Source organism: Micromonospora sp. NBC_01405 (genome assembly GCF_045040155.1).
Classification (GTDB): domain Bacteria; phylum Actinomycetota; class Actinomycetes; order Mycobacteriales; family Micromonosporaceae; genus Micromonospora.
In genome coordinates this window covers 3,349,410-3,372,217 of sequence record NZ_CP109532.1, presented here as the reverse complement: position 1 = coordinate 3,372,217, position 22,808 = coordinate 3,349,410, and the positions used below count along the sequence as shown (strand labels likewise).

Annotated in this window: 21 protein-coding genes; 12 read left to right on the top strand and 9 right to left on the bottom strand. The window is 75.1% G+C overall.

Translation table 11 applies throughout. The features are described from left to right. Positions 1-317: 317 nt before the first annotated feature. The 7 genes from OG559_RS14325 to OG559_RS14295 all read left to right on the top strand — a co-directional run bounded on the left by OG559_RS14325 (position 318) and on the right by OG559_RS14295 (position 9,557). Positions 318-1,553: a hypothetical protein gene (locus OG559_RS14325; protein WP_405115905.1), complete on the top strand. Its 1,236-nt coding sequence runs from the start codon at positions 318-320 to the stop codon at positions 1,551-1,553. Then, positions 1,540-4,419 carry a nitrate- and nitrite sensing domain-containing protein gene (locus tag OG559_RS14320; protein WP_405115903.1) on the top strand — a complete coding sequence of 960 codons (2,880 nt, stop codon included), beginning with the start codon at positions 1,540-1,542 and terminating at the stop codon, positions 4,417-4,419. Before OG559_RS14325 ends, OG559_RS14320 begins: the two co-directional genes overlap by 14 nt. Continuing rightward, positions 4,416-4,889: a roadblock/LC7 domain-containing protein gene (locus OG559_RS14315; protein ID WP_387014522.1), complete on the top strand. Its 474-nt coding sequence runs from the start codon at positions 4,416-4,418 to the stop codon at positions 4,887-4,889. Before OG559_RS14320 ends, OG559_RS14315 begins: the two co-directional genes overlap by 4 nt. Continuing rightward, positions 4,886-5,374 carry a DUF742 domain-containing protein gene (locus tag OG559_RS14310; protein WP_405115901.1) on the top strand — a complete coding sequence of 163 codons (489 nt, stop codon included), beginning with the start codon at positions 4,886-4,888 and terminating at the stop codon, positions 5,372-5,374. The genes OG559_RS14315 and OG559_RS14310 overlap by 4 nt, the downstream gene beginning before the upstream one ends. After that, positions 5,352-6,140, top strand: coding sequence for a GTP-binding protein (locus tag OG559_RS14305; RefSeq protein WP_405115899.1), 789 nt, complete (start codon positions 5,352-5,354; stop codon positions 6,138-6,140). Before OG559_RS14310 ends, OG559_RS14305 begins: the two co-directional genes overlap by 23 nt. 44 nt (positions 6,141-6,184) lie before the next feature. Next, on the top strand, positions 6,185-7,117 hold the full coding sequence (locus OG559_RS14300) for a hypothetical protein (protein WP_405115897.1): 933 nt from the start codon (positions 6,185-6,187) through the stop codon (positions 7,115-7,117). 142 nt (positions 7,118-7,259) lie between these two features. Then, positions 7,260-9,557 carry an AAA family ATPase gene (locus tag OG559_RS14295; protein ID WP_405115895.1) on the top strand — a complete coding sequence of 766 codons (2,298 nt, stop codon included), beginning with the start codon at positions 7,260-7,262 and terminating at the stop codon, positions 9,555-9,557. Positions 9,558-9,579: 22 nt separating this feature from the next. On the opposite strand, the gene OG559_RS14290 is transcribed toward OG559_RS14295, so the two are convergent. The 3 genes from OG559_RS14290 to OG559_RS14280 form a co-directional block, all read right to left on the bottom strand. Next, on the bottom strand, positions 9,580-9,960 hold the full coding sequence (locus tag OG559_RS14290; RefSeq protein ID WP_405115893.1) for a GvpL/GvpF family gas vesicle protein: 381 nt from the start codon (positions 9,958-9,960) through the stop codon (positions 9,580-9,582). Next, positions 9,884-10,393, bottom strand: a complete 510-nt coding sequence (locus tag OG559_RS14285; RefSeq protein WP_405115891.1) for a GNAT family N-acetyltransferase — start codon at positions 10,391-10,393, stop codon at positions 9,884-9,886. Before OG559_RS14285 ends, OG559_RS14290 begins: the two co-directional genes overlap by 77 nt. Before the next feature lie 103 nt (positions 10,394-10,496). After that, positions 10,497-11,429, bottom strand: a complete 933-nt coding sequence (locus OG559_RS14280) for a hypothetical protein (RefSeq protein WP_405115889.1) — start codon at positions 11,427-11,429, stop codon at positions 10,497-10,499. Between the two features lie 209 nt (positions 11,430-11,638). Between OG559_RS14280 and OG559_RS14275 the strand changes: the two genes are divergently transcribed. Then, positions 11,639-11,854: a hypothetical protein gene (locus OG559_RS14275; protein WP_396677554.1), complete on the top strand. Its 216-nt coding sequence runs from the start codon at positions 11,639-11,641 to the stop codon at positions 11,852-11,854. A 48-nt stretch (positions 11,855-11,902) separates the two neighbouring features. Here the strand turns inward: OG559_RS14275 and OG559_RS14270 are convergent, their stop codons facing one another. The 4 genes from OG559_RS14270 to OG559_RS14255 form a co-directional block, all read right to left on the bottom strand. Continuing rightward, the gene (locus OG559_RS14270; protein ID WP_405115887.1) at positions 11,903-12,385 is read right to left on the bottom strand and encodes a DUF3263 domain-containing protein; all 483 of its coding nucleotides are present in this window, start codon (positions 12,383-12,385) and stop codon (positions 11,903-11,905) included. A gap of 138 nt (positions 12,386-12,523) precedes the next feature. Next, positions 12,524-13,543, bottom strand: coding sequence for an ABC transporter permease subunit (locus tag OG559_RS14265; RefSeq protein ID WP_405115885.1), 1,020 nt, complete (start codon positions 13,541-13,543; stop codon positions 12,524-12,526). Continuing rightward, complete coding sequence (locus tag OG559_RS14260; protein WP_405116655.1) at positions 13,540-14,463, bottom strand: ATP-binding cassette domain-containing protein; 924 nt, start codon at positions 14,461-14,463, stop codon at positions 13,540-13,542. The genes OG559_RS14265 and OG559_RS14260 overlap by 4 nt, the downstream gene beginning before the upstream one ends. A 184-nt stretch (positions 14,464-14,647) precedes the next feature. Next, positions 14,648-15,433, bottom strand: coding sequence for a DeoR/GlpR family DNA-binding transcription regulator (locus OG559_RS14255; protein ID WP_405116653.1), 786 nt, complete (start codon positions 15,431-15,433; stop codon positions 14,648-14,650). Positions 15,434-15,630: 197 nt separating this feature from the next. Here OG559_RS14255 and OG559_RS14250 point away from each other — a divergent pair, with 197 nt between their 5' ends. Genes OG559_RS14250 through nagA form a run of 3 tightly spaced genes read left to right on the top strand, consistent with a single transcriptional unit; the run spans position 15,631 to position 18,586 of the window. Beyond that, positions 15,631-16,560: an SIS domain-containing protein gene (locus OG559_RS14250; protein ID WP_405115883.1), complete on the top strand. Its 930-nt coding sequence runs from the start codon at positions 15,631-15,633 to the stop codon at positions 16,558-16,560. After that, positions 16,557-17,477 (top strand): ROK family protein, encoded by a 921-nt coding sequence (locus OG559_RS14245; protein ID WP_405115881.1) that lies wholly within the window; start codon positions 16,557-16,559, stop codon positions 17,475-17,477. The genes OG559_RS14250 and OG559_RS14245 overlap by 4 nt, the downstream gene beginning before the upstream one ends. After that, complete coding sequence (nagA, locus tag OG559_RS14240) at positions 17,477-18,586, top strand: N-acetylglucosamine-6-phosphate deacetylase (RefSeq protein ID WP_405115879.1); 1,110 nt, start codon at positions 17,477-17,479, stop codon at positions 18,584-18,586. The genes OG559_RS14245 and nagA overlap by 1 nt, the downstream gene beginning before the upstream one ends. A gap of 336 nt (positions 18,587-18,922) precedes the next feature. On the opposite strand, the gene OG559_RS14235 is transcribed toward nagA, so the two are convergent. Then, positions 18,923-20,146: a DUF4032 domain-containing protein gene (locus tag OG559_RS14235; protein ID WP_405115877.1), complete on the bottom strand. Its 1,224-nt coding sequence runs from the start codon at positions 20,144-20,146 to the stop codon at positions 18,923-18,925. Positions 20,147-20,223: 77 nt separating this feature from the next. On the opposite strand from OG559_RS14235, the gene OG559_RS14230 reads away from it, so the two are divergent. After that, on the top strand, positions 20,224-20,997 hold the full coding sequence (locus OG559_RS14230) for a phosphatase PAP2 family protein (protein ID WP_405115875.1): 774 nt from the start codon (positions 20,224-20,226) through the stop codon (positions 20,995-20,997). A 1-nt stretch (position 20,998) separates the two neighbouring features. Here OG559_RS14230 and OG559_RS14225 read toward each other — a convergent pair whose 3' ends face one another. After that, on the bottom strand, positions 20,999-22,795 hold the full coding sequence (locus OG559_RS14225) for an NAD-binding protein (protein ID WP_405115874.1): 1,797 nt from the start codon (positions 22,793-22,795) through the stop codon (positions 20,999-21,001). Between the last annotated feature and the right edge of the window lie 13 nt (positions 22,796-22,808).

Sequence of the window (22,808 nt, the reverse complement as noted above, 5' to 3'; positions counted from 1 at the left end):
TCCGGTGAGGCCGATCGGCGGCCGGATCGGATCGACCGCGCAGGGTACGGCGCGGCCCAGTGAGATGAATTCGGATCACGTGAATTCCGATGTTCCTCCTAAAATCACATCCGATCCATCCATGTCCACCGAACCGTGGGCACCAAGAGTGCGGCCGTGCTGCACACGGCGTTACATCGCTCGAAGTGACGCAAAACTGACCGACCGGCGGCTCTGCCGGCCCTACCTGGTCGGTTAGTTTTCCGGTCCGGTGAGCGGGACTGCATCGGCGACCCCCGACACCTGCCCGTCCCCCGCCGTCGCCGGAGGAGCCATCCATGACCGTCCCTGCGGAGCGGGTCCCCCGACGGCCTGCCCTCCCGGGTCGCGTGCTGCCGCTGCTGCTCGTCGTGGCACTGCTCGTGCCGGTGGCGTTCCTCTTCGCCCAGCAGCGGCGGCTCACCGACGACGACCGGGGGCTGGCGGTCCGTGAGCGGATGGGCGTGGAGTACCTGCGGGCCCTCGGCCCCGTCACCCTGGCCCTGGTCGACGCCCAGTCAGCGGCCGTCGCCGGGCGGACCGCGTCCCGCGATGCGCTGAACCGGGCGGTGCAGGACGCCGCCTCGGTGGACACCCGCATCGGCGACCAGCTACGCACCCACGACCGGTGGACCGGGCTCCGGGCCAAGCTGGAGGCGCTGCCCGACCGGGCGCTGACCGATCCGGAGGCAGCCTTCGTCGCGTACGGCGAGGTCACCGACCTGCTGCTGGCCCTGCACCGCAAGGTGCGGGAGGGTTCCGGGCTGATGCGGGACCCGCAGTCGGACTCGTTCTTCCTCCAGGACGCCGTCAGCGAGGAGCTGCCCGAGGCGCTCGTGACCGCCGGCCGCCTCGCCGACCTGGCCACCCTCGCCGCCCGCCGCCCCACCGCCGAGCGGATCCGCACCGGGCCCGAGCTGGCCGGCCTGCGGGTGGCCGCCCTCACTCCCGCCACCGACCTGGTCACCGACCTGCGCGCGGCGGTCGACAGCACGGAGAGCACCAAACTCGGCGCCAACGTGCTCACCCCGCTCGACAACTACCAGCGGGCCGTCGAGCGGCTCGCCGCGCTCTCCGCCCCGACCGGCCAGGCCGGCACCGAGGATGCCCCGGGGCTGGGCGGGCTGACCGAACTGACCGCCGCCCGGAACAACGCGCAGAGCGCCGCCAGGCAGCTCCAGCCGGTCATCCTCGACGAGCTGGACGTGCTGCTGCGGGAACGGGTCGACCGGCTCGACCGGGAGCGGTGGCTGGCCGGGGCGGCTCTCGGGGCAGCCGTCCTGCTGGTCGCCGCGCTCGCGGCGATGCTGGTCGCCGCGTACCGTCGGGCCCGCCGTCGGGCCGTCGGGGAGCACCGGGCCGACGAGGACGCCGGCGCGTCGCCGGGTGGCACCGGCTGGGAGCCGCCGGGCGAGCCCCGGGGGCCCGCCCCGCTCGGCACGCTCGCCCCGGCCGAGCCCCGGACGCTCCAGCCGGCAGGGCGAGGCCGCGCCGCCGGCACCGCACGGTGGGGGCCCTTCGATGCTGCTCGGTAGGCTCCGCATCCGGGGCAAGCTCGCCCTGCTGGTGATCATTCCGCTGCTCAGCATGGTCGGGCTCGCCGTGCCGGTGGTGTTCGACCGGATCGCCGCCGCCGGGCGGGCCGCGGACACCGCCGAGAGCGTCCGGGTGGCCAACCGGGTCGGCACGCTGGTGCAGGGCATCCAGCAGGAGCGCCTGCTCTCGGTCGGGCTGCTGCTCGGCCGGGTCACCCGCACCGAGCTGATCCAGGCGTCGGCCACCGTGGACGACCGGGTCGCCGACCTGCGCGCCGAACTGGGCGACCAGCTCCCCGCCCGGGTCGCCACCGCCCTGGACGGGGTGCGGCGGCTGGCCGACCTGCGTACCGCCGTGCTGGCCGGCCGGGCCACCCCCACGCAGGTCATGGAGACCTTCGGCCCGGTCTCCATGACGCTGATCGAGTCGCTGCGGCTGCCCTGGCAGGTCGACACCACCACCACGATCGGCCAGCAGGTGCTGGCCTTGGACGCGTTGCTGCGCGCCGACGAGTGGATCGGGGCGTGCGCCACCCTGATCGTCCTGGTCCGGGCCACCGGCGACCCGCAGGTCTCCGCCAGCTACCTCGCCTGCATGGCCAAGCTGAACGTGAACAACGAGCGGTTCCGCAACCTGATCACCCCGGAGCAGCACCAGCTGGCCCTGCTCGACGACGCGGCGGTGGCCGCCCGGACCAGCCCGGCGTTCCTCGCCCACAGCGTGCGGGACCCCGTCGCCGCGATCTCCATGATCCCGCTGGACACGCTCTTCCCGTCGGTCCGCTCGATGATCACCCTCGGCCAGTTCGTCGAGAAGAAGATCATCGCGGACGTCACCACGCAGGTACGGGCCGAACAGCAGCGGGCGCTCGTCGCCGCCTGGCTGGTCGGCGATGCGGCGTTCGCCATCCTGCTGGTCGTGGTGCTGCTCAGCGTGGCGGTGGCCCGGACGGTGGCCCGCCCGCTGACCCGGCTCACCCACAGCGCCGATCGGGTCGCCCGGGCCGCCGAAGCCGAACTGGTCCGGATCGCCGACGACGAGATCGAGAGCGTCCCGCCGATCCGCCTCGACCCGGTCGACGTCCGGGGGCGGGACGAGGTCGGCGACCTGGCCCGCGCGTTCGAGCGGGTGCAGACCACCGCCGCGCGGCTGGTGGAGCGGCAGGTCGCCGGGCGGCGCAACGTGGCGCAGATGTTCGGGCACGTGGGCCGCCGCACACAGAACCTGGTGGGCCGGCAGCTCGCGCTCATCGACCAGCTGGAACGGCAGGAGACCGACCCGACCCGGCTGGAGCACCTGTACCGCCTCGACCACGTCTCCAGCCGGCTACGCCGCAACGCCGGCAGCCTCGTCGTGCTCTCCGGGTCGACCGACGCCGACGGGCACGTCGCCCCGGTGCCGCTGGCCGACGCGGTGCGCCTCGCCCTCGGCGAGATCGAGGACTACACCCGGGTCGACGTGCAGGTCCCGCCCGGCGTGTCCGCGGCACCGGCGATCGTCGGCGACCTGGTGCTGGCGGCGGCGGAGCTGATGGAGAACGCCACCGTCTTCTCCCCGCCACACACCCGGGTTACGGTCACCGCCGCGCCGACCGAGGGCGGGGTCCGGCTGTCGGTGGTGGACCGGGGCATCGGGATGACCGAGGAGCGGCTGGCCGAGGCGAACGCCCGGTTCACCCGCCGGGAGCGGCTCGACCTCGCCCCGACCGAGGTGCTCGGCCTGTTCGTGGTGGGCCGGCTGGCCCGCCGGCACGGCTGGACCGTGGACCTCGTCCCGACCGCTGTCGGCGGGGTCACCGCCCGGCTGGAGATCCCGTCGGCGCTGCTGGTCGTACCGCCGGCCGACCGGGCGGGGGCCAACGTGGCCCGGGCGTCGGTGCCGGACCGGGACCGGCGGACCACCCCCGCCCGGCCGGAGCCGATCGGCCCCAGGCGGGCCCTGGCCGCCGTGGCCGCGTCGCCCCACCCGACGGTCGGGGCCGACCCGCTCGACCCGACGGCGTCGCCCGGGTTCGACCCCGAGCTGCTCAGCCGGGCCACCCGGTCCATGGAGTCCGGACAGCCCTGGAACGCCTTCGGGGCCGGCACCGGGGCCCTGGTCGCCGGGGCCGCCGGGCCGGACCGGACCGGAGCTCCCGCCGCCGGCCCGCCGCCACCCGTGATCACCCCGCCGACCGCCGACGTCACGCCGGTCGTGTCCGATGCCGCCGCTCCCCCGGCGGCCTCCGGCGCGGCCCGGCCGCCCCGTGACGGCGCGGCGGTCGGCGGGGCCGGCCCCGCCGCCGCGCCGCCGCTGCCCGTGCGGACCCGGGGCACCTCCTTCCCCTCCTGGCCGCTGTTCGGCAGGCCCGGCGACCCACCCGGCCCGCCGACCGCTCCGCAGATCGGGCCGCCGACCTGGCCGACGCCCCGGGCGGGGGCGGGCACCGGGTCGGCCCCTCCGGTCGCCGGGTCGGGTGGGTCGGTGGCCGGCGCCCTGCGCGGCGGCTCGGGCATCCGGCAGCGCATCCCCGGGGCGAGCCTGCCCCGCACCGGGCCGGTGGCCGGCCCGGTGGACGGGTCCACCGCCGATCCGGCCGCCGCCCGCGCCCTGGTCGAGGAGTTCGAGGCCGGGGTACGCCGGGCGGGGCTGCGGGCCCCGACCGGCGACCCGGCCGCGGCGAACAAGCCGCCGGTTTCGCCCCGGCTGAGCCGGCGGGTCCCCGGCGCCAACCTGACCGTCTCGCCGCCCCGACCCCTGCCGGTCTCCGACCCCGGCGACCCGGCCGAGGTGCGGGACCTGATCAACCAGTTCGAGGCGGGCGTCGCCCGTGCTCTGCGCGAAGTCTGTCCAGCCCGCCGCCATGAAGAGGGATCAACACGGTGACCAGCCCGTTCCTGCACGACAACGTCGAGCACCAGAACCACCCCGGCGCCGGGGACCTCAGCCCCGAGGCCCGGACGTTCAACTGGCTGCTGGACTCCTTCACCTCCAGCACCGCCGGGGTGATGGAGGCGATCGCGGTCTCCTCCGACGGGCTGCTGATGGCCATGTCGGCGATCAAGGACCGGTCGAACGCCGAACGCCTCGCCGCCGTGGTCTCCGGCATGACGAGCCTCGCCGGCGGCGCGGCGAGCTGGTACGCCCTCGGCGGGCTGAACCGGGTGATCGTCGACATGACCGACGGCTACCTGTTGATCAGCGCGATCAGCAGCGGATCCGTACTCGGGGTCGTCGCCGACCGGTCAGCGAACCTCGGCACCGTGGCGTACGAGATGACCCTCTTCGCCGGGCGGGCCGGCGGCGCCCTCACCCCACGACTGATCGTCGAGCTGAAGAACGCCGTCCAGCAGTGAGTTCGGACGCCGCCGGCACCGGGCCGGGTCCGGAGCCCACGGTCCGGATCCGGCCCTACCTGCGGGCGTCGTCCCCGGGCGGCGACGGCGGGCCGGACGGCGTCCCTGGCGCGCCGGCTGTCCCCGAGCCGGAGCGGCCGGCCGGCCCGCGCCCGTTCGTGCTGACCGCCGGCCGGGTGGCCGGGGCGGACCCGGCGATCGGACTGGAGACCCAGGTGACCGCCCGGGCCGAGGCCGGCGGGTGGAACGTCACACCCGCGTCCCGGCTCGCCCCGGAGCTCCAGGCGATCATCGCGCTCTGCGGCGAGCCGATCTCGGTCGCCGAGATCTCGGCCCGGACCCGCATGCACTTCGGCGTCACCCGGGTCCTGGTCGGCGACCTGCGGGGCGCCGGCCACCTCGACGTGCACGTCGGCACGGCCGAGGACGCCCTTGACCCCGACCTCATCCTGCGAGTGATTGATGGACTCCGTGCGATCTCCTGAATGGCCGGCGGCCCCGCTCGGCGGGCTCGCCGCCAACAGCGCCACCACCCGCTACGGCACTCCGGCGGGCACCGCGCCGGCCACCGGACGGGCCACTCCGCCGGCCCCACCGTCGCCGGTTCCACCGCCGACAGCTCCGCCGCCGCCGTACCGGCCGCCGGCCGGGCCGCAGCACGCCGCGCCGGACCGCGGTCCGGGCCGGGTCGCCCCACCGATCCCGGTCAAGATCCTCATTGCTGGCGGGTTCGGGGTCGGCAAGACCACCACGGTCGGGGCCATCTCCGAGATCACGCCGCTGACCACCGAGGCGGAGATGACCAGCGTCGGGATCGGCATCGACGACCCGGGCGGTCGGTCCGGCAAGACCACCACCACGGTGGCGATGGATTTCGGCTGCGTGACCATCGACCGCAGCCTCAAGCTCTACCTCTTCGGCACCCCCGGCCAGGCCCGGTTCGGATTCATGTGGGACGACCTGGCCCGGGGAGCGCTGGGCGCGCTGGTCGTGGTGGACAGCACCCGGCTGGACGACTGCTATCCGGCGATCGACTTCTTCGAGCGGGCCGGGCTGCCGTTCGTGGTCGGGGTGAACGCCTTCGACGGCCGGCTGGCCCTGGACCTCACCTCGATCCGGTGGGCCCTGGCCATCGGCGATCAGGTGCCCCTGATCCGGTTCGACGCCCGGGACCGGCTCTCGGTGCGGGACGCCCTGCTGGTCGTCCTGGACCGGGCGCTGGACCGGGCCACCCGGGAGGGACGGGACTGAACGAGCCCTGCCTCGGGATCCGATTCACCGGAAGGGATGGCGACATGAGAGGTGACCTGGACGAGACACTCGCCCGGCTGGCCCGACGCGAGGAGGCACTCCGGCGGCGGGGCGCCGAGCCGGCCGAGGAGCCCGGCCGGAAGGCGGCAGCCCCGTCCGCCGCCGATGCCGAAGGGGTGCCGCCGGGAAGCGACGCCGGGCGGGGCCGGCCGGGCGGGGCAACCGTCCCGAGCCGGCCGGCGAGCGACCCCGTCCCGGTTCCCCCGGAGGGGGGTGACGTCGGCCCGAGCGGGGCGGCGACCGGCACCCCGCCGGACCGGGTGGGCGGGGACGCGGACCGGCTGGCCGGCCCGCCGGGCCGGGCAGGGACCCTCCGCGCCCTGCCAGCCGGCCCTACGGCCGGCACGACGGGCGGCGGGGTGGGCGGCACGACGGGCGGCACGGTGGGCGGCGGGGTAGGGACTGCCGGCGGCACGACGGGCGGCGGGGTGGGCGGCACGACGGGCGGCACGGTGGGCGGCGGGGTAGGGACTGCCGGCGGCACGACGGGCGGCGGGGTGGGCGGCACGACGGGCGGCACGGTGGGCGGCGGGGTGGGCGGCACGACGGGCGGCACGGTGGGCGGCGGGGTAGGGACTGCCGGCGGCACGATGGACGCGTCCGTCGGGCGGGATCCGGTGGCGGAGGTCGCCGAGGCGGTCGCCCGGGTGGTGGCGACGCACCCCGGCGTGACGGTCACGGTCCGGGTGGAGCACGACGGGCAGGCGTACCCGCTGCGGGTCGGCTGGTCGGGCGGGCAAGTGACGGTCGGTGCGGAGGCGGCCACCGTCCCGCCGCCGGTCTGGCCGCTGTCGGTAAGGACCGTGCCGGCGTGGGTGCCCAACCCGGACCAGCTCACGGCGGACCCGACGGCCCGGCTTGCGGAGCTGATCCGGCGCGACCAGTCCCTGTTCGGTGGCCTCGGCGACCGCCCCTGACTCCACCGCCCTGAACCCCACCGCTCTCATCCGACGGCCGACACCGACGGGCCACGAACGTGTGGGCGACAGCGCGGGGCGGTCCGGCCCGCTCGGCGGCGCTTGTGCGGGGTCTTCCTTGCCCGGCGGCTACCCTCGGGCGATGGCCGCACCTGACCTGACCCTCACCGCCAGCCTGCGCCCCGCCGCGCTGGACGCCCGGCGCGGCGTTGTCCGGCTGCACCCGGAGGTGCTGACCGCACTGGCGCTGCGGCCCGGCGACCCGGTCCGGCTGGCCGGGCAGCGGGTGACCGCCGGCATCGTCGCCCCGGCCGGGCCGGCCGCGAGCACCGCCCTGCTCTACGCCGACGATCTGCTGCTGGGCAACCTCGGCATCCGCGACGGCGGGCAGGTGACGGTGAGCCGGGCGCCGGTGGTCCCCGCCCGCCGGGTGACCCTGGCCGGGCCGGTCCAGGTGGTCGCCGCCGTCTCCCCGGAGATGCTGCGGCTCGCCCTGCTCGGCAAGGTGGTGACCGCCGGGGACGACGTCTCCCTGCTGCCCCAGGACGTGCTGCCGGACGCCTCCGTACGCACTCTCGTCGAGGCAGCCCGGCGCAGCCTCTCCAACACGGTCGGGTACGCCTGGACCAGCACCCTGCTCACCGTGACCGCCGCCGAGCCCGGCTTCGGGGCGCTGGTCACCATGGACACGGTGGTCGGCTGGGAGCACGGCCAGACCACCCGGACCGGCGGCCGGCCCGGCGCGGCCCGGCCCGGCACCGGGCCGGACGGCGGTACGGCCGACCGGGCCGGCCGGGCCGACGCCTCGGCCGACCGGGCCGACGGGACCGACGAGCCGGCCGACCGGCCCGACGACGCGGGCGGGACCGAGGACGCACCCGGCGTGGACGAGCTGCCCGGGCTGCGGGCCCAGGCCGAGGAGTTGACCGAGCTGCTCGACCTCGGGTTCCACCACCGGGAGGTGCTGGGCCGGCTGAGCACCGCCGTGTCGCTCGGGGTGCTGGTCGCAGGGCCCGCCGGGTCGGGCAAGTCCGCGCTGGTCCGGGCCGTCGCCGCCCGGGTGGGCGCGACCGTCCGACCGCTCTGGGCCCCCGAGCTGGCGGCGCTCACCAACGACGCGGCGGCGCGACGGCTGCGCGCCACCGCCGACGAGGTACGCGGAAACGGCCCGGCCGTGCTGCTGGTCACCGACGTGGAGGCGCTCGCCCCCGCCGAGAACCCCGGACCGCTGTCCACCGTCTTCCGGCAGCTGCTCGCCGAGACCGTCCGGGCCGGGACGGCGGTGGTCTGCACGACCAGCCGTCCCGAGGCGGTCGACCCCGCGCTGCGCGCGCCGGACCTGCTCTCGCTACGGATCACCGTCCCCCTGCCCGACCAGGCACTGCGCCGGGAGCAGCTCACCGTGCTGACCCGACAGGTGCCGCTGGCCGGGGATGTCCGGCTCGACGAGGTCGCCGGGCGTACCCCGGGGTTCGTCGCCGCCGACCTGGCCGCGCTGGTCCGGGAGGCCGGGGTGCGGGCTGCTCTGCGGCAGAAGTCGGCCGAGTCGCCGACAGTGGCGATGACCGACTTCACCGCCGCCCTGGAGGTGGTCCGGCCGACCACGATGGCCGGGTCCACCCTGGAGCTGGCCAACGTCACCCTCGACGACGTGGGGGACATGGCCGAGGTCAAGGAGACGCTGACCGAGTCGGTGCTCTGGCCGCTGACCTACCCGGACACCTTCGCCCGGCTCGGGGTGCAGCCGCCGCGCGGGGTGCTGCTCTACGGGCCGCCCGGCTGCGGCAAGACGTACCTGGTCACGGCGCTGGCCGGGTCGGGCCGGGCGAACGTGCTCTCGGTGAAGGGCGCGGAGCTGCTGTCGAAGTGGGTCGGCGAGAGCGAGCGGGCGGTCCGGGAGCTGTTCCGCCGGGCCCGGGAGGCCGCCCCGACGCTGGTGTTCCTCGACGAGGTGGACGCGCTCGCCCCGGTTCGCGGGCAGGCCAGCGACGGGGGCACCACCGACCGGGTGGTCGCCGCCCTGCTCACCGAGCTGGACGGGGTGGAGTCGCTGCGCAACGTGGTGGTGGTCGGCGCGACCAACCGCCCCGACCTGGTGGACCCGGCCCTGCTGCGGCCCGGCCGGCTGGAGCGGCTGGTGTACGTGCCCCCGCCGGACGGGGCGGGCCGGGCGGAGATCCTGCGCGCCGCCGCCCGCAACGTCCCGCTGGCCGACGACGTCGACCTCGCCGCGCTCGCCGACGGGCTGGACGGCTTCTCGGCTGCCGACTGCGCGGCGCTGGTCCGGGAGGCCGCGCTCGCCGCGATGCGGGAGTCGATGACCGCGTCGACAATCACCGCCGGGCACGTCGAGTCCGCGCGACGGCGGGTCCGGCCGTCCCTCGACCCCGACCAGGTCGCCTGGCTGGCGGCATACGCGGAGGCCAGGGCGGCGCGCTGACCGACGCGATCGGGCGCGCTGGTCAGCGCGCCGGCTCCCGGAGCGTCCGCGCCGGCTCCGGCGGCCGCTGCTCCGCGAACGAGTACGCCGGCCAGGGCCCGGTCAGCTCCAGACGTACCTCGGGATGGCGGCCGGCGAGCCCCGCCACCAGGGCGGTGAACCCGCCGGGCGCCACCGGCTCCACCAGGTAAGCCCCGTTGAGCACCATCGCGGTGGGCGCGCCGGAGAGCCGCCGGTCCTGTGCGGCGTGCCGATGGGCGGCCACGGCGTACCCGGCGAGCGCCTCGTGCACCGCCACAGCGGCCTCGACGGCAGCCCGCTGCCCGTCAGAGGGCGGGCGGGGTGGCGTCGAGGGATATCTCGGCGCGAACCGCGTCGCCGTCCTCGACCAGGGTGGCGCCACACCTGCCCAGCACCGAGAGTGCCCCGGCGTTCTTCCGGGTGGTCTCCGCCACGACGGTACGCATCCCGGCCGCCGCCGCGAGGTTGAGCAGCTCGCGCAGGGCGGCAGCACCCACGCCCTGCCCCCGGGCGGACCGGCCGAGCCAGAGGCCGGTCTCGACCGTGCCTGGCGCCGGGCAGCGGGTCATCCGGATCATCCCCATCACCTCACCGCCCACGAGGACGGCGTACATCCGGGTGCCGGCCCGGCCGTCGAGCCCCGCGAAGCCCGTGCGGTAGTAGTCGCGGAACGCCTCCCGGCGCGCGTGCGACCAGCCTGCCGGCGCGTCGACCGGGGGCATCACGTCGTCCGGCTCGGCCTCGGCGACCGCCACCGAGAGCAACGGCTCCAGGTTCCGCTCGTCCACCGGCTCCAACCGGACCACACCTGTCACGTGCCGCAGTCTGCCGGCCGAAGCCCGTCCGAGTCCACCCTTTCCCCCAGCGCCACCGCTGCGACGGCGGACATGAGCCGGTCGGCCGTGGCGGCGGCCGGCGTCACACCGGGTCGAACTCGCAGAGGACGACCGAGGCGTCGTCGGTGCGCTTGTGCCGGCGCAGCCGCTCCGGCAGGTCGCGCTCCGCGGACCGGACCCGGTCGATCAGCGCGCCCGGCCCTTCGGCGGTCACCAGGTTGACCAGCCCCGCCCAGTCGAACAGCCCGAACTGCTCGACCGAACTGGACGCGCCGTCGCTGAGCAGGACCGCCCGGCGCACCGCATCGGGCCCGCGCAACGAGGCCGTGCCGGTGACCGCGTGGTACGCGGCGTCGGGGTCGGCGGCGGCGACCCAGTAGCCGTGCGTCCGGTTCATCCGACCCCGTTGCAGTCCCACGGCCCGCCGGAACCAGGCGGCCCGGTCACCGTCGCCGGGCAACTCCGCCGCCATCCGGCGCAGGTCGGCCATCGCGGTCTCCAGCCGGTCGTCGGCGACCACGTCGACCCGGTCGCCGGTGTCGAGCACCAGTGGGCTGTCGCAGAGCACCAGCCAGTCCACCTCGTCGCCGCTCCCCCGGAGCAGGCAGATCGTGGACGAGGGCGTGCCGGGGTGGTCCAGGTCGCACCCGCCGCCGTGGTCCGACCGAACCGCGAGGATCGCCGCCGCGAGGCTGCTCATCAGCGTGGCCGCCGGGCGGGCCGCGACGGCCAGCCCGATCCGGGCGGCGAGGTGCCGGACGTACCAGGCGGGACCGTGCCGGCAGCCGGTGTCGAAGCCGTCCGGCACGGTCGCGCCGTCCAGCACCCCGACCAGTGGGCCGAACCGGAAGACCAGATCCTCGTTGACCGCCCGGCCGGGCGCCGGGGCGGACGCCGACCGTACCTGCATCATCGGGCCAGTCGAGGCGGCCCGGGTGCCGGGCGCGGTCACCGTCTCCGTCGCCCGAGCGGGCCGGGCGTCCCCGCGCGGTACGCCCCCGTTTGCCGCCGCCATCACCGCGCTCCCTCCGTCGCCGGGCCGGCTACCCCACGCCGCAGGAGACATGCCGATCACGGGGCCGACGACCGACCATTCTCACCACTTTGCATTATGCCGCAGTTACTGACGGTAGCGTCAGAAGTGGTTGACTACCGGAGCGGCCCGACGCGGCACACGCCGGGGCCAGCGACTCGGGAGCCGTTCGACGACGACAGGGGGATCGCATGTTGGCACGGTTGCATCAGTCGGGCATCAAGGCGGAGCACGCCTACCTGGCCGGGTTCGTCAGTATCGGCCTGTCGTTCACCAGTTGGTTCATGTCCAAGCACCTGGAACGGGCGGGCGTGGCGCGGGCGGACCGCTGGGGCATCTTCATCGGCGAGTGGGCCCCGACGTTCTTCGCCATCGGCAACGGGCTGCGCAGCTACGAGAAACACTGAGCGGGTGGAGTGCCGGCGGGCGGCCGACACCGGTGCGGGCCGCGCAGCTCAGCGCCGTCGGTTGCGGGCCCGCGAGGAGCGCAGCCGGCGCAGCCGGCCGACCAGCACCGGCTCGGCGGCCAGCGCGGCCGGGTTGTCCAGCAGCCCGTTGAGCAGTTGGTAGTAGCGCGTCGCGGAGAGCCCGAAGGTGTCCCGGATCGCCTGTTCCTTGGCTCCGGCGTGCCGCCACCACTGCTGTTCGAAGGCGAGGACGCGCAGCTCCCGCTCGGTCAGACCGGCGGCGGGGGCCGCGACCGGGCCAGCCGTACCCGCGTCGTCGGCCCCGTCGGTGGACTCCGCCGGGGCTATGGCCGCCGGGTCGGGGGCGTCGTGGCGAAGGGTCGCGGGGACGCCGGGCGGCGGGGACGCCGGGGTGGAAGTGGCCGACTTGGGCGCGGAGCGGGGTGGGGGGACGGTCATGCCCTCCCGGACGTCGGTGCCCGACGGCTCGGACCGGGCGGTGGCGGCCGGGGAGGCGTCGGCAGGCGGCATGGCGCTCCTCACGCGGGCGGGCGAGAGGCCGGCAGTGGCGTGCCGACCGGGGGATCCCCAGCCTAACCAGGGCCGGCCCGGGCCGCATCGGACGAGCGGTGCGGCCCGGGCCGGCCGGTGTGACGGAAGCGCCGCAGGTCAGGCGATGTCGCGGCGGCGCATGGTGACCAGCGCCGCCCCGAGGGCGGCCACCAGCCCGACGGCGAGCAGGATCGAGGCGTGCTGCCAGGTCAGGTCGAGGGTGTCCGGCTTGCACTCCCCGTAGTAGGTGGCGTTGCAGGCCTCGTAGTTCTCCAGGGTGACCTTCTTCTGCATCCAGGCCAACCCGTACGTCGGCAGCAGCCACGCCTCGATGAACCGGGTCCCGGCCATCGACAGCAGGATGCCGACGCCGAACTGGCCGACCACGGCGATCCCGATCGCCCCGCCGAGGGCCATCGCGGTGTGCCGGCCGAGCGAGGCGAGCGCGAACCCGATGGTCGCCGCGACCACGATCAGCACCAGCCCGCGCAGCCCGGTCAGCGCGAACGACTGCCACGTCCCGCCGGTCATCTTCGCGGTGCTGCCGCGCAGCGTGCCGACCAGCCAGAACCCGGCGGTCCAGACCGCCGCGGCGGCCACGGTCAGGGCGACCAGCCCGGTCAGCAGCGCCGCCAGCTTGGTCAGCAGCACGGTGAGCCGCCGGGGCCGCCAGAGCAGCAGGTTCATCATCCCGCCGGAGCTCCACTCGGCGCCGACGAAGGAGGCACCGACCACGAACCCGATCACCGCCAGGATCGCGGTGAACGTGACGATCATTTCCTCGAAGCTGCCGCGGAAGTCGAACGTCGACGGCAGGAACCACTCCGCCTGGATGCTCTCCCGCGGCGGACCCTCGATCATCGCGCAGTCCTGCGGGTACCGGCCCTCCGACTGCTCCTGGCCGGACGCCTTGGCCTGTACGCAGGCCGCCCGTTCCTGCTCGGCCCAGCGCGCCTGCTCCTGGTACTGCTGCTCGGCCTGGCGCTGCGCGGCGGCCTGCTGCTCGGTGCCGATCTTCTGGTTGGTGAAGAAGACCCCGACGAGCACCGCCCCGAGGACCAGCAGGCCGAGCAGCGTCGCCCAGCGGGTGAAGCGCCGCTTGCCCAGCCGGCGCAGTTCCGTGCGATAGAGGCTCATGCGCCCCAACCTCCTCCGACGGCGCCGGGCTGACCCGCGCCGCCGACCTTCGTGGACTCGTCGACCTGGCGGTGCTGCCCCGGCACGGGGGCGGTCGCGGTCAGCTCCAGGAAGACGCTCTCCAGGTCGACCGTGACCGGGGCCAACTCGCTGACGTAGAGGCCCTGCTCGGCGAGCAGCCGGCTCACCATGGCCGGCTTGTCGACCCCGGCGAGCATCAGGTGGTCGGGCTGGGCAGTCACTGCCACGCCCGCCCGGGTCAGCGCGTCGGCTGCCCTCGGCAGGTCGGTGGCCGCCTCCAGGCGGACCCGCACCGCGCCGCCGGAGTGCTCGGCGAGCACCTCGTCGACCGGGCCGAACGCGACCCGTCGGCCGAGCGAGATGATGGTGACCGAGTCGCAGATGAGCTGGATCTCGCCGAGGATGTGGCTGGACAGCACCACGGTCATCCCCGAGGCGGCCAGATCGCGCGTGAGGGTGCGCATCTCCCGGATGCCGCCCGGGTCGAGGCCGTTGGCCGGCTCGTCCAGGATCAGCAGCTTCGGCTTCTTGAGCAGGGCCGAGGCGACCGCGAGCCGCTGCTTCATGCCCAGCGAGTACGTCTTGACCCGCTCGCCGGCGCGGTCCCGCAGGCCGACCAGTTCCAGCACCTCGTCGACCCGGTTCTGCGGCACCTCGCCGGCCCCGGCGAGCAGCGACAGCGTGTCGCGGGCGGAGAAGTGCGGGAAGAACTGCGGGCTCTCCACGATCGCGCCGACCTGGCCAACCACGGCGGACAGCGCGGCCGGCACCTCCTGACCGAGGATCGCCATCCGGCCGCCGTTGGGCCGGATCAAACCGAGCAGGGTACGCAGGGTGGTGGTCTTCCCCGACCCGTTGGGGCCGAGGAAGCCGTGCACCTGGCCTTGCTCGACCAGCATGTCGAAGCCGTCCAGGGCATGTCGCACGCCCCGGCGTCGGCTCTTGTACGTCTTACGTAGACCTTCTATTTCCAGGACAGCAGGCAAAGCTGCGCCTCCCCCGATAGCTGCAGGTGACGAGGCACACCATACGCGGTATACACCGGCCCGCAATACCCGGTATGCAGTTCGGCGTGTCGGCCGCTCAGGCGCAGATCACGTGCACGCCCGCCGCCCGGAACGCCTCGACCAACCCGGCATCCGCGCCGGAGTCGGTCACCAGCGTCTCCACCCGGTCGACCGGGCAGATCCGGGCGAACGCGTGCCCGCCCAGCTTGGACGAGTCCGCGATGATCACCACCCGCTTCGCCCGGGCCACCATCAGGTTGTTCATCGCCGCCTCGCCCTCGTGGTGGGCTGCGGCGCCGAGCTGCGGGTCGATCGCGTCCACCCCGAGCAGGGCCACGTCCAGGGTGACCTCGCGCAGCAGCGCCCCGCCCAGCGGGCCGACCAGCTCGAACGACTTGGGGCGGACCACCCCGCCGGCCACCACCACCTTCATCCGGGACCGGACCAGCAGCTCGTTGGCGATGTTGAGCGCGTTGGTGACCACGGTGAGCTGGGCGCCCTCGGCGTTGGTGTTCAGGTCCGGCCGAACGGCCAGCGCCCGGGCCACCTCCGTGCTGGTGGTGCCGCCGTTGAGGCCGACCACGGTGCCCGGGGAGACCAGCGCGGCGGCGGCGGCGCCGATCCGCTGCTTCTCGGCCGAGTGCTTGGCGGTCTTGTAGCGCAGCGGCAGGTCGTAGGAGACGCCGTTGGCCACCGCGCCACCCCGGGTCCGGGTGATCATCTGCTGCTGGGCGAGCTGGTCGAAGTCGCGCCGGATGGTGGCCTGGGAGACGTCCAGCCGCCCCGCGGCATCCTCGACGCTCACCCGGCCGTTGTCAGTGAGCATCTCCAGCAGCGCGTTCCATCGGGCGTACCGGTCCACCGCGGGTGCCTCCACCGATTCTGCACGAAGGGTGATTGATTGCGTGCACAGTAGTGCGCGAAACTACGTAGGCGCAAAACTTCGCTCTGCGCGATCGGGCAGCCGGTTGCCAGGGTCGCGATGTCTCGCGCAGAATAACGCGCGAAAGACGGCCATATTGCGCCGTATTGCGCACGGCCGCCCGGTGAGGAGTTCTCATGGCGTTCGTCCACGCGGAGATCGCGAGTCAGCCCGACTGTTGGCGGGAGGCTGCGCTGCTGGCCCCCACGGTCACCGAGCACCTGCCGCGCCCCGGGGAGCGGGTCGCCATCGTCGGCTGCGGCACGTCGTGGTTCATGGCGACGGCGTACGCCGGGCTGCGTGAGGCCGCCGGCCACGGCGAGACCGACGCCTTCCAGGCGTCCGAGTTCCCGTCCGGCCGCCGCTACGACCGGCTGATCGCCATCACCCGCTCCGGCACCACCACCGAGGTGCTGGAGTTGCTCGCCGCGCTGCGCGGCCGACTCCCCACCACCGTCATCGTCGGCGACCCCGGCTCCCCGGCCGTCGAGTTCGCCTCCGCCGCCATCACCATGCCGTTCGCCGACGAACGCTCGGTCGTGCAGACCCGGTTCGCGACCACCGCGCTGGCCCTGCTCCGCGCCCACCTCGGCCACAACCTCGCCGCGCTCTCCGCCGATGCCGAGGTCACCGTCCGGGCCCCGCTGCCGATCGACCCGGCCCAGGTCGAGCAGGTCACCTTCCTCGGCCGGGGCTGGACGGTCGGCCTGGCCCAGGAGGCCGCGCTGAAGTGCCGCGAGACGGCCACCTTCTGGGCCGAGGCGTACCCGGCCATGGACTACCGGCACGGCCCGATCTCGATCGCCGCCCCGGGCCGGCTGGTCTGGGCGTTCGGCGACATCCCCGAAGGGCTGGCCGAGGACGTCGCAGCCACCGGGGCCGCCTTCGTGCACAGCCGCACCCACGGCTGCCACACCGTGCTCACGAGCTGGGCGGCCGGGCGCACCCCGGTCGACCCGATGGCCGACCTGATCCTCGCCCAACGCTTCGCCGTCGCCCTGGCCACCAGCCGCGGCCTCGACCCGGACGCGCCCCGGCACCTGAGCCGCTCCGTGGTGCTCACGTGAGCCCAGTCGACGTCGTCGTCGCGCTGGACGTGGGCGGTACCGGGATGAAGTGCGCCCTGGTCGGCCGGGACGGCGGCGCCCTGCGCGCCGAGCGCCACCCCACCGACGCGGGCCGGGGCCCGGGCGCGGTGGTCGACACCATCCTGGACGTCGCCGAGGGGTTGGCCGGCAAGGCGCGGGCCGACGGGTTCGAGCCGGTCGCGCTCGGCGTCGCCGTCCCCGGCGTCGTCGACGAGGCCGCCGGGGTGGCGGTGTGGTCGGCGAACGTCGGCTTCCGGGACGTACCGCTGCGGGACCTGGCGGTGGCGCGGCTCGGGCTGCCCATGGCGCTCGGCCACGACGTGCGCGCCGGTGGCCTGGCCGAGGCCCGGCTCGGCGCGGGCCGGGGCACCGGGCACGTGCTGTTCGTGGCGATCGGCACCGGCATCGCCGCCGCGCACGTGGTCGACGGGTCGGCCGCCACCGGCGCGCACGGCGCCGCCGGGGAGATCGGCCACATCCTGGTCCGCCCCGGCGGCCCGCGCTGCGGCTGCGGCCGGCGCGGCTGCCTGGAGGCGGTCGCCTCGGCCTCGGCGATCGCCCGCCGGTACGCCGAGCTGACCGGCGTCCCCGCGACCGCTGCCGAGGTGGCCGACCGGGCCGCAGCAGGCGAGCCTGCGGCGACCCGGGTCTGGGCGGAGGCCGTCGAGGCGCTGGCCGACGGCCTGGCCACCGGCCAGTCCCTGTTCGACGTGGAGACTGTCGTGGTGGGCGGCGGCCTGGCCCAGGCCGGGCCCCTCCTGTTCGACCCGCTGCGCGCGGCGCTGCACGAGCGGATGACATTCCACCGGGAGCCGCGTCTCGTCGCGGCGGCCCTCGGCGACGAGGCCGGCTGCCTCGGCGCCGCCCTGCTCGCCCTCGACAGTCTGGAGAAGTGATGGCGCTTCGGGTGAACGGCAAGGTGGTGACCCCGACCGGCGTGGTCCGGCAGGGCTGCGTGGAGCTGGACGGCGACCGGATCACCGCCGTCGCCGAGTATCCGTCCGCGCGCGACGGGCACTGGATCGTGCCGGGTTTCGTGGACATGCACACCCACGGCGGGGGCGGGCACACGTTCACCACCGGCGACGCCGACTCCGCCCGGCAGGCGGCGTCCTTCCACCTGGGACACGGCACCACCACGCTGCTGGCCAGCCTGGTCAGCTCACCGTACGAGCTGATGCGGGACGCCACCGCCGCGTTCCGGCCGCTCGTCGAGGAGGGCGTGCTGGCCGGCGTCCACTTCGAGGGGCCGTACCTCTCCTCGGCCCGGTGCGGCGCGCAGAACCCGGAGTTCCTTCGCGACCCGTCCACCGACGAGCTGGCCGCGCTGATCGAGCTGGGCGGCGGCGCGGTCCGGATGGTCACCCTGGCCCCGGAGCGGGACGGCGCGCTGGAGGCGATCAAGCTGCTCACCGCGCACCGGGTGGTCGCCGCGGTCGGCCACACCGACGCCACGTACGACCAGACCCGGGCCGCGGTGGCAGCCGGCGCAAGTGTCGGCACCCACCTGTTCAACGGCATGCGCCCGGTGCACCACCGCGAGCCGGGCCCGGTGGTGGCCCTGCTGGACGCCCCGAGCGTGGTCTGCGAGCTGGTCGCCGACGGGGTACACCTGCACGCCGGGATGCTCACCTTCGCCACCTCGACCGCCGGCCCGGAGCGGGCCGCCCTGATCACCGACGCGATGGCCGCCGCCGGCATGCCCGACGGCGAGTACGAGCTGGGCGGCCAGTCCGTCACCGTGGCCGACGGGGTGGCCCGGCTGACCCGGGGCGGCGCGATCGCCGGCAGCACCCTCACCATGGACGCCGCCCTGCGGCACGCCGTGCACGCCGGAATCCCGATGGCGGACGCCTGCCGGATGGTGGCCACCACCCCGGCCCGGGCCATCGGCCTCGGCGACCGGGTCGGCGCGCTCCAGGTTGGCCTCCGCGCCGACCTGGTCGTCCTCGACGACGACCTGAACGTGGTCCGGGTGATGAAGGGCGGCTCCTGGCTGGAGTGACGCCCCACCTGATCGGGACGCTGGGTCGGGGCCGACCCAACCCGGCGCACGCCCTTTGGAGCTGCCCCGCCCGCGCGCCCACGCCCGACGGGCAGGAACATGCGCGGCCCCTTTGGAGCTGCCCCGTCCACGCGCCCACGCCCGACGGGCAGGGCCCGGTTCGGCCCCGTCTGCGGCTGCCCCGTTTATGCGGGCAGCTCCAAAGGGGCCGACTTGGCATGCCCGCTGGACGTGCTGGCTACCCCCGCGAGGAGCCCCGGGGCGTTCCGCGCCGGGCAGGCGTCGCGGCCGGTAGGCGCTCAACCAAGGGCGGCGGGTGGCGCGGCCCGGCGTCGCTCAGCCGAGGGCGTCGACCTCGACGCCGAGGATGGCCTGCTCGTCCGGGCGGTGCACCAGCACGTCGGACAGGAACGACTGCACCGCCGGGCCCATGCCGACGTCCCGGCCGGCCCGCTCTGACAGCAGCCACTTGTGCTCGATGATCTGCGCGAACAGCTCCTGCGGCTCCAACTTGCGCCGCAGGTGCGCCGGCACCGCCCGGACCACCGGCTCGAACACCTCGGTCAGCCAGCGGTGGGCTGCCTGCTGCTCGTCGGTCAGGTCGCTCTCCGCCCGGTACGCGTCCAGGTCGTTGAGGAGCCTGCGGGCCTGGTTCTCCTCGGCGTCCAGGCCGGTCAGCCGCAGCAGCCGGCGGGTGTGGTAGCCCGCGTCGACCACCTTCGGCCGGACCAGGTACCGCCCGTCGGCGATGGTGGACAGGGCCACCTCGGCCACGTCGAAGCCCAACTCGTTGAGGCGGCGGATCCGGCCCTCGATGTCGTGCCGGGCCTCCCGCTCGACCTGCTGCTCGTAGGTGATCTCGTGCCAGAGCCGCTCGTAGCGCTGCACGACCTCCTCGCAGACCACCTCGGGGTCGATGGACTCGTGCAGCAGCCCGGCCGCCTGGAGGTCGAGCGCCTCGCCGAAGATGTTCACCTGGGCGATCTCCAGGTCCTCGCCCCGCTGGCCGTTGGACAGGGTGTTGTGCAGCGCCCCGGTCTCGGCGTCGACGAGGTAGGCGGCGAACGCGCCGGCGTCCCGGCGGAACAGGGTGTTGGACAGCGAGCAGTCGCCCCAGAAGAAGCCGGTCAGGTGCATCCGGACGATCAGGGCGGCCAGCGCGTCGAGCAGCCGGCCCATCGTCTCCGGCCGCAGGGTGTGCGAGAAGAGCGCCCGGTAGGGCAGCGAGAACTGCAGGTGCCGGGTGATCAGCACCGATTCGAGAGTTTCCCCGTCCTCGGTCTGCCGGTCGGCGACGACCGCCACCGCCTCGACCGACGGGAAGTCGATCCGCTCCAGGGCCCGGAGCAGGTCGTACTCCCGCTCGGCGATCCGCTCGCGGGTCTCCTTGAACGCATACACGTACCCGCCGAACCGGACGAACCGGACGATGTGCCGAGAGATGCCCTGCGGCAGCGCCACCAGGTGCTCGGCAGGCCACTCCTCCAGCGGGGTCGACCAGGGGAGGTCGAGCAACGCCGGGTCCACAAGGGCAGAGGTGATCCGCACGCCGACAAGCATGCCGGGTAACCCGGCCGAGCGCCTCCCTTCGTGGCTCGCCCCACAGCCGCCGGGCGGCGGGCCGGTAGCGTGGTCGCGTGCGGGAACCCCAGGCGGTACGGCGGAAGGTCCAGCTCAGGCCCGTACGTCCGGCGGGCTGGTGGTGGGACGCGCTGCTGGTCGCCGCCCTGGTCGGCCTGACGGCGGCGCTCGCCGCCGACCGGCTGTTCGGCGTCGACCGGGCGGTGGCCGACTGGGCCGAGGCGCACCGGCCCACGGCGGCGTACTGGGTCGCGGTCGTGTTCAACTACCTGGGCCAGGGCAGCCCGCTGACCCTGATCGCGCTGGGCATGGGGGTGCTGCTGGCGGTCCGGTCGCGGTCGGTGCGGCCGGTGCTGCCGCCGGTGCTCGCCTTCGTGCTCACGTCCTTCACCATCGGCCCCCTGAAGGTGTGGACCGCGCGGCCCGCGCCGAGCGCCAGCGTCAAGGAGCCCTTCCTGCCCGCCGAGGCGACCCTGCCACTGTTCCAGCACGACCTGCCGGTGCGGTTCGCCCAGTCCTACCCCTCGGGGCACGTCGCCAACGCGATCGTCTGGTACGGCGTCATCGCGCTGCTGCTGGCGCCGCTGCTGGCCACCTTCAACCGGACCGTCCCGCCGCCGCTGGTCACCGTGGTCCGGGCGGTGCCGCCGGTGGTCGTGCTCTGCACCACCACGTACCTGGGCTGGCACTGGCTGACCGACTCGGTCGCCGGGCTCCTGCTCGGCCTGTTCCTCGACCGGCTGCTGCGCCGGGTGCCGTGGGACGACGTCCCGCTGCCCGGACGGCTGGGCGCCTGGAACCGGCCCGCGCTGTTCACCGCGGCCCCCTAGCTCATTCCCCGCTCGCCCGGGGCGGGGGCGGGCCGGCGGGCGCGTCGGGCGGGTGCTCCGGCGGGGGCGGGGTGGTCTCGCGCAGCAGGGCGGTCAGCCCGGCCCGGCGGGCCACCACGGTCAACCGGTCGCCGGCGCTGATCACCAGGCGGGAATCGGCCGACCAGTCCGCCTTCAGCCCGGCGCGGGCGTGCGCGAGCAGGCGTACCTCGCCGGGGTGGGCCACGGCGGAGAGCGGGCGGCCGTCCAGCGGCGACCCGGCGGCCACCGGCACCTCGGTGACCAGCAGCGCGTGCCGGCCCACCGGGATGGTGGCGATCACCGCCCGGTCCAGCAGGGCGGCGGCGAACGAGGGCGCGGCCAGGTACGACACGCTGCGCGAGATGCCGATCCCGAACGCCTTCTGGATGCGCTCGGCGAAGTCGCCGTCGAACAGCCGCAGCACCACCCGCAGGTCCGGGTTGAGCCCCCGGCCGTTCAGCGCGGCCCGCAGGTTGACCCCGTCGTCGGTGGAGGCCACGACGAGCGCCTGGCAGGTCTCCACGGAGGCGGACCGCAGCGTCTCCTCCAGCGCCGCGTCGCCGACCAGCACGGGCACCCCGAGCCGGTGGGCCAGCGAGGCGCCCCGCGCGTCCGGGGTCCGGTCGATGGCCACCACCTCGACGCCGAAGTCGTTCAGCTGGGCCATCACCCGGGTGCCGATGTTGCCCAGCCCGACGACCACCACGTGCCCGGACCGGTCGGGCTGGATCCGCCCGGCGTGCAGGGCCAGCCGGGCGTTGACGATCCCGTCGACCACCACGGCGGTGATCAGCGGGATCAGCGCCAGCCCGGCCAGGTTGAGCACCACCTGCATGACCTGCGCGGCGACGGGCTTGGCGACGTCCGGGTCCTCGCCGGTGAGCGTGGTGACCAGGGTGAGGTAGAGCGCGTCGGCCCAGTTGACCCCGGCCGCGCGGGAGTTGAGCCAGCCCAGCGCGGCGATGACCGCGAGCAGCACCAGCACCGCGATGCCGATCTTGCGGGTGGCGAAGCTGCGGACCGCGCGGAGCAGCACCGCGACCGGCTGGCGACGGCGCCGGGCGCGGACCAGCCTGCGGGCGGCCAACTCGGTGCCGGGCGGCTGGCCGGTCGCCTCGGCGAGCACCACGTCGGCGGTCGCCTCGTCGGCGGGCAGCACCCGGGGCCGGGACGGGTCTCCGGTGTCGGCCACCCCGCACACCACGTCCTGCGGGCGGACGTCGGTGCGGCGGGCCACGTAGAGGGTACGTCCGCCGTGCCGGAAGTGGGTCGGGGCGACCTCGCCGAGCGCGGCGGCCACGAACGCGGGGGCGGCCATCGACGCGTCGGAGAGCACCGCCGAGTCGGGGAAGAGCTGCCGCACCCCGTTGGCCAGGCTGGTGTTGAACATGCGCACCACCAGCCGCAGCCGGGGCTCCACCTCCTGGGCGCAGAGCGCGGCGTGCATGTTGCCGACGTCGTCCTGGTGCAGCAGGGCCAGCCCGTCCGCGCCGGCCAGCCCGGCTCGGCGGAACGTCGCCTCGTCGAGCCGGTCCGCCCGGACGACCTGGATGCCGTCGACGTCCCGGCCGTCCGGGCCCTCGGAGCGGCGCCGCTCGGGCACCACGAGGGTGATCCGGATCCGGCCGGTGTCCAGCTCGGTGGCGAGCAGCGCCCGCACCACCCAGTACGCCAGCGGGTCCGACCCGCAGACGACGTAGTGCGGGCGGTTCTCCCCGTTCATCCGCAGCCGCCACCCGGTGGCGCGACGCGCGCGGTCACGCAGGGGCTCCGCCATGCGCCGAATCGTA

Excerpts from the sequence above, each read along its gene's own strand:
- OG559_RS14325 (WP_405115905.1), top strand. The coding sequence starts at position 318 with ATGACCGTCCCTGCGGAGCGGGTCCCCCGACGGCCTGCCCTCCCGGGT.
- OG559_RS14295 (WP_405115895.1), top strand. The coding sequence starts at position 7,260 with ATGGCCGCACCTGACCTGACCCTCACCGCCAGCCTGCGCCCCGCCGCG.
- OG559_RS14235 (WP_405115877.1), bottom strand. The coding sequence starts at position 20,146 with ATGCTTGTCGGCGTGCGGATCACCTCTGCCCTTGTGGACCCGGCGTTG.
- nagA (WP_405115879.1), top strand. The coding sequence starts at position 17,477 with ATGGCGCTTCGGGTGAACGGCAAGGTGGTGACCCCGACCGGCGTGGTC.
- OG559_RS14265 (WP_405115885.1), bottom strand. The coding sequence starts at position 13,543 with ATGAGCCTCTATCGCACGGAACTGCGCCGGCTGGGCAAGCGGCGCTTC.
- OG559_RS14305 (WP_405115899.1), top strand. The coding sequence starts at position 5,352 with ATGGACTCCGTGCGATCTCCTGAATGGCCGGCGGCCCCGCTCGGCGGG.
- OG559_RS14270 (WP_405115887.1), bottom strand. The coding sequence starts at position 12,385 with ATGCCGCCTGCCGACGCCTCCCCGGCCGCCACCGCCCGGTCCGAGCCG.
- OG559_RS14250 (WP_405115883.1), top strand. The coding sequence starts at position 15,631 with ATGGCGTTCGTCCACGCGGAGATCGCGAGTCAGCCCGACTGTTGGCGG.
- OG559_RS14280 (WP_405115889.1), bottom strand. The coding sequence starts at position 11,429 with ATGGCGGCGGCAAACGGGGGCGTACCGCGCGGGGACGCCCGGCCCGCT.
- OG559_RS14320 (WP_405115903.1), top strand. The coding sequence starts at position 1,540 with ATGCTGCTCGGTAGGCTCCGCATCCGGGGCAAGCTCGCCCTGCTGGTG.
- OG559_RS14225 (WP_405115874.1), bottom strand. The coding sequence starts at position 22,795 with ATGGCGGAGCCCCTGCGTGACCGCGCGCGTCGCGCCACCGGGTGGCGG.
- OG559_RS14275 (WP_396677554.1), top strand. The coding sequence starts at position 11,639 with ATGTTGGCACGGTTGCATCAGTCGGGCATCAAGGCGGAGCACGCCTAC.
- OG559_RS14260 (WP_405116655.1), bottom strand. The coding sequence starts at position 14,463 with ATGCTGGTCGAGCAAGGCCAGGTGCACGGCTTCCTCGGCCCCAACGGG.
- OG559_RS14300 (WP_405115897.1), top strand. The coding sequence starts at position 6,185 with ATGAGAGGTGACCTGGACGAGACACTCGCCCGGCTGGCCCGACGCGAG.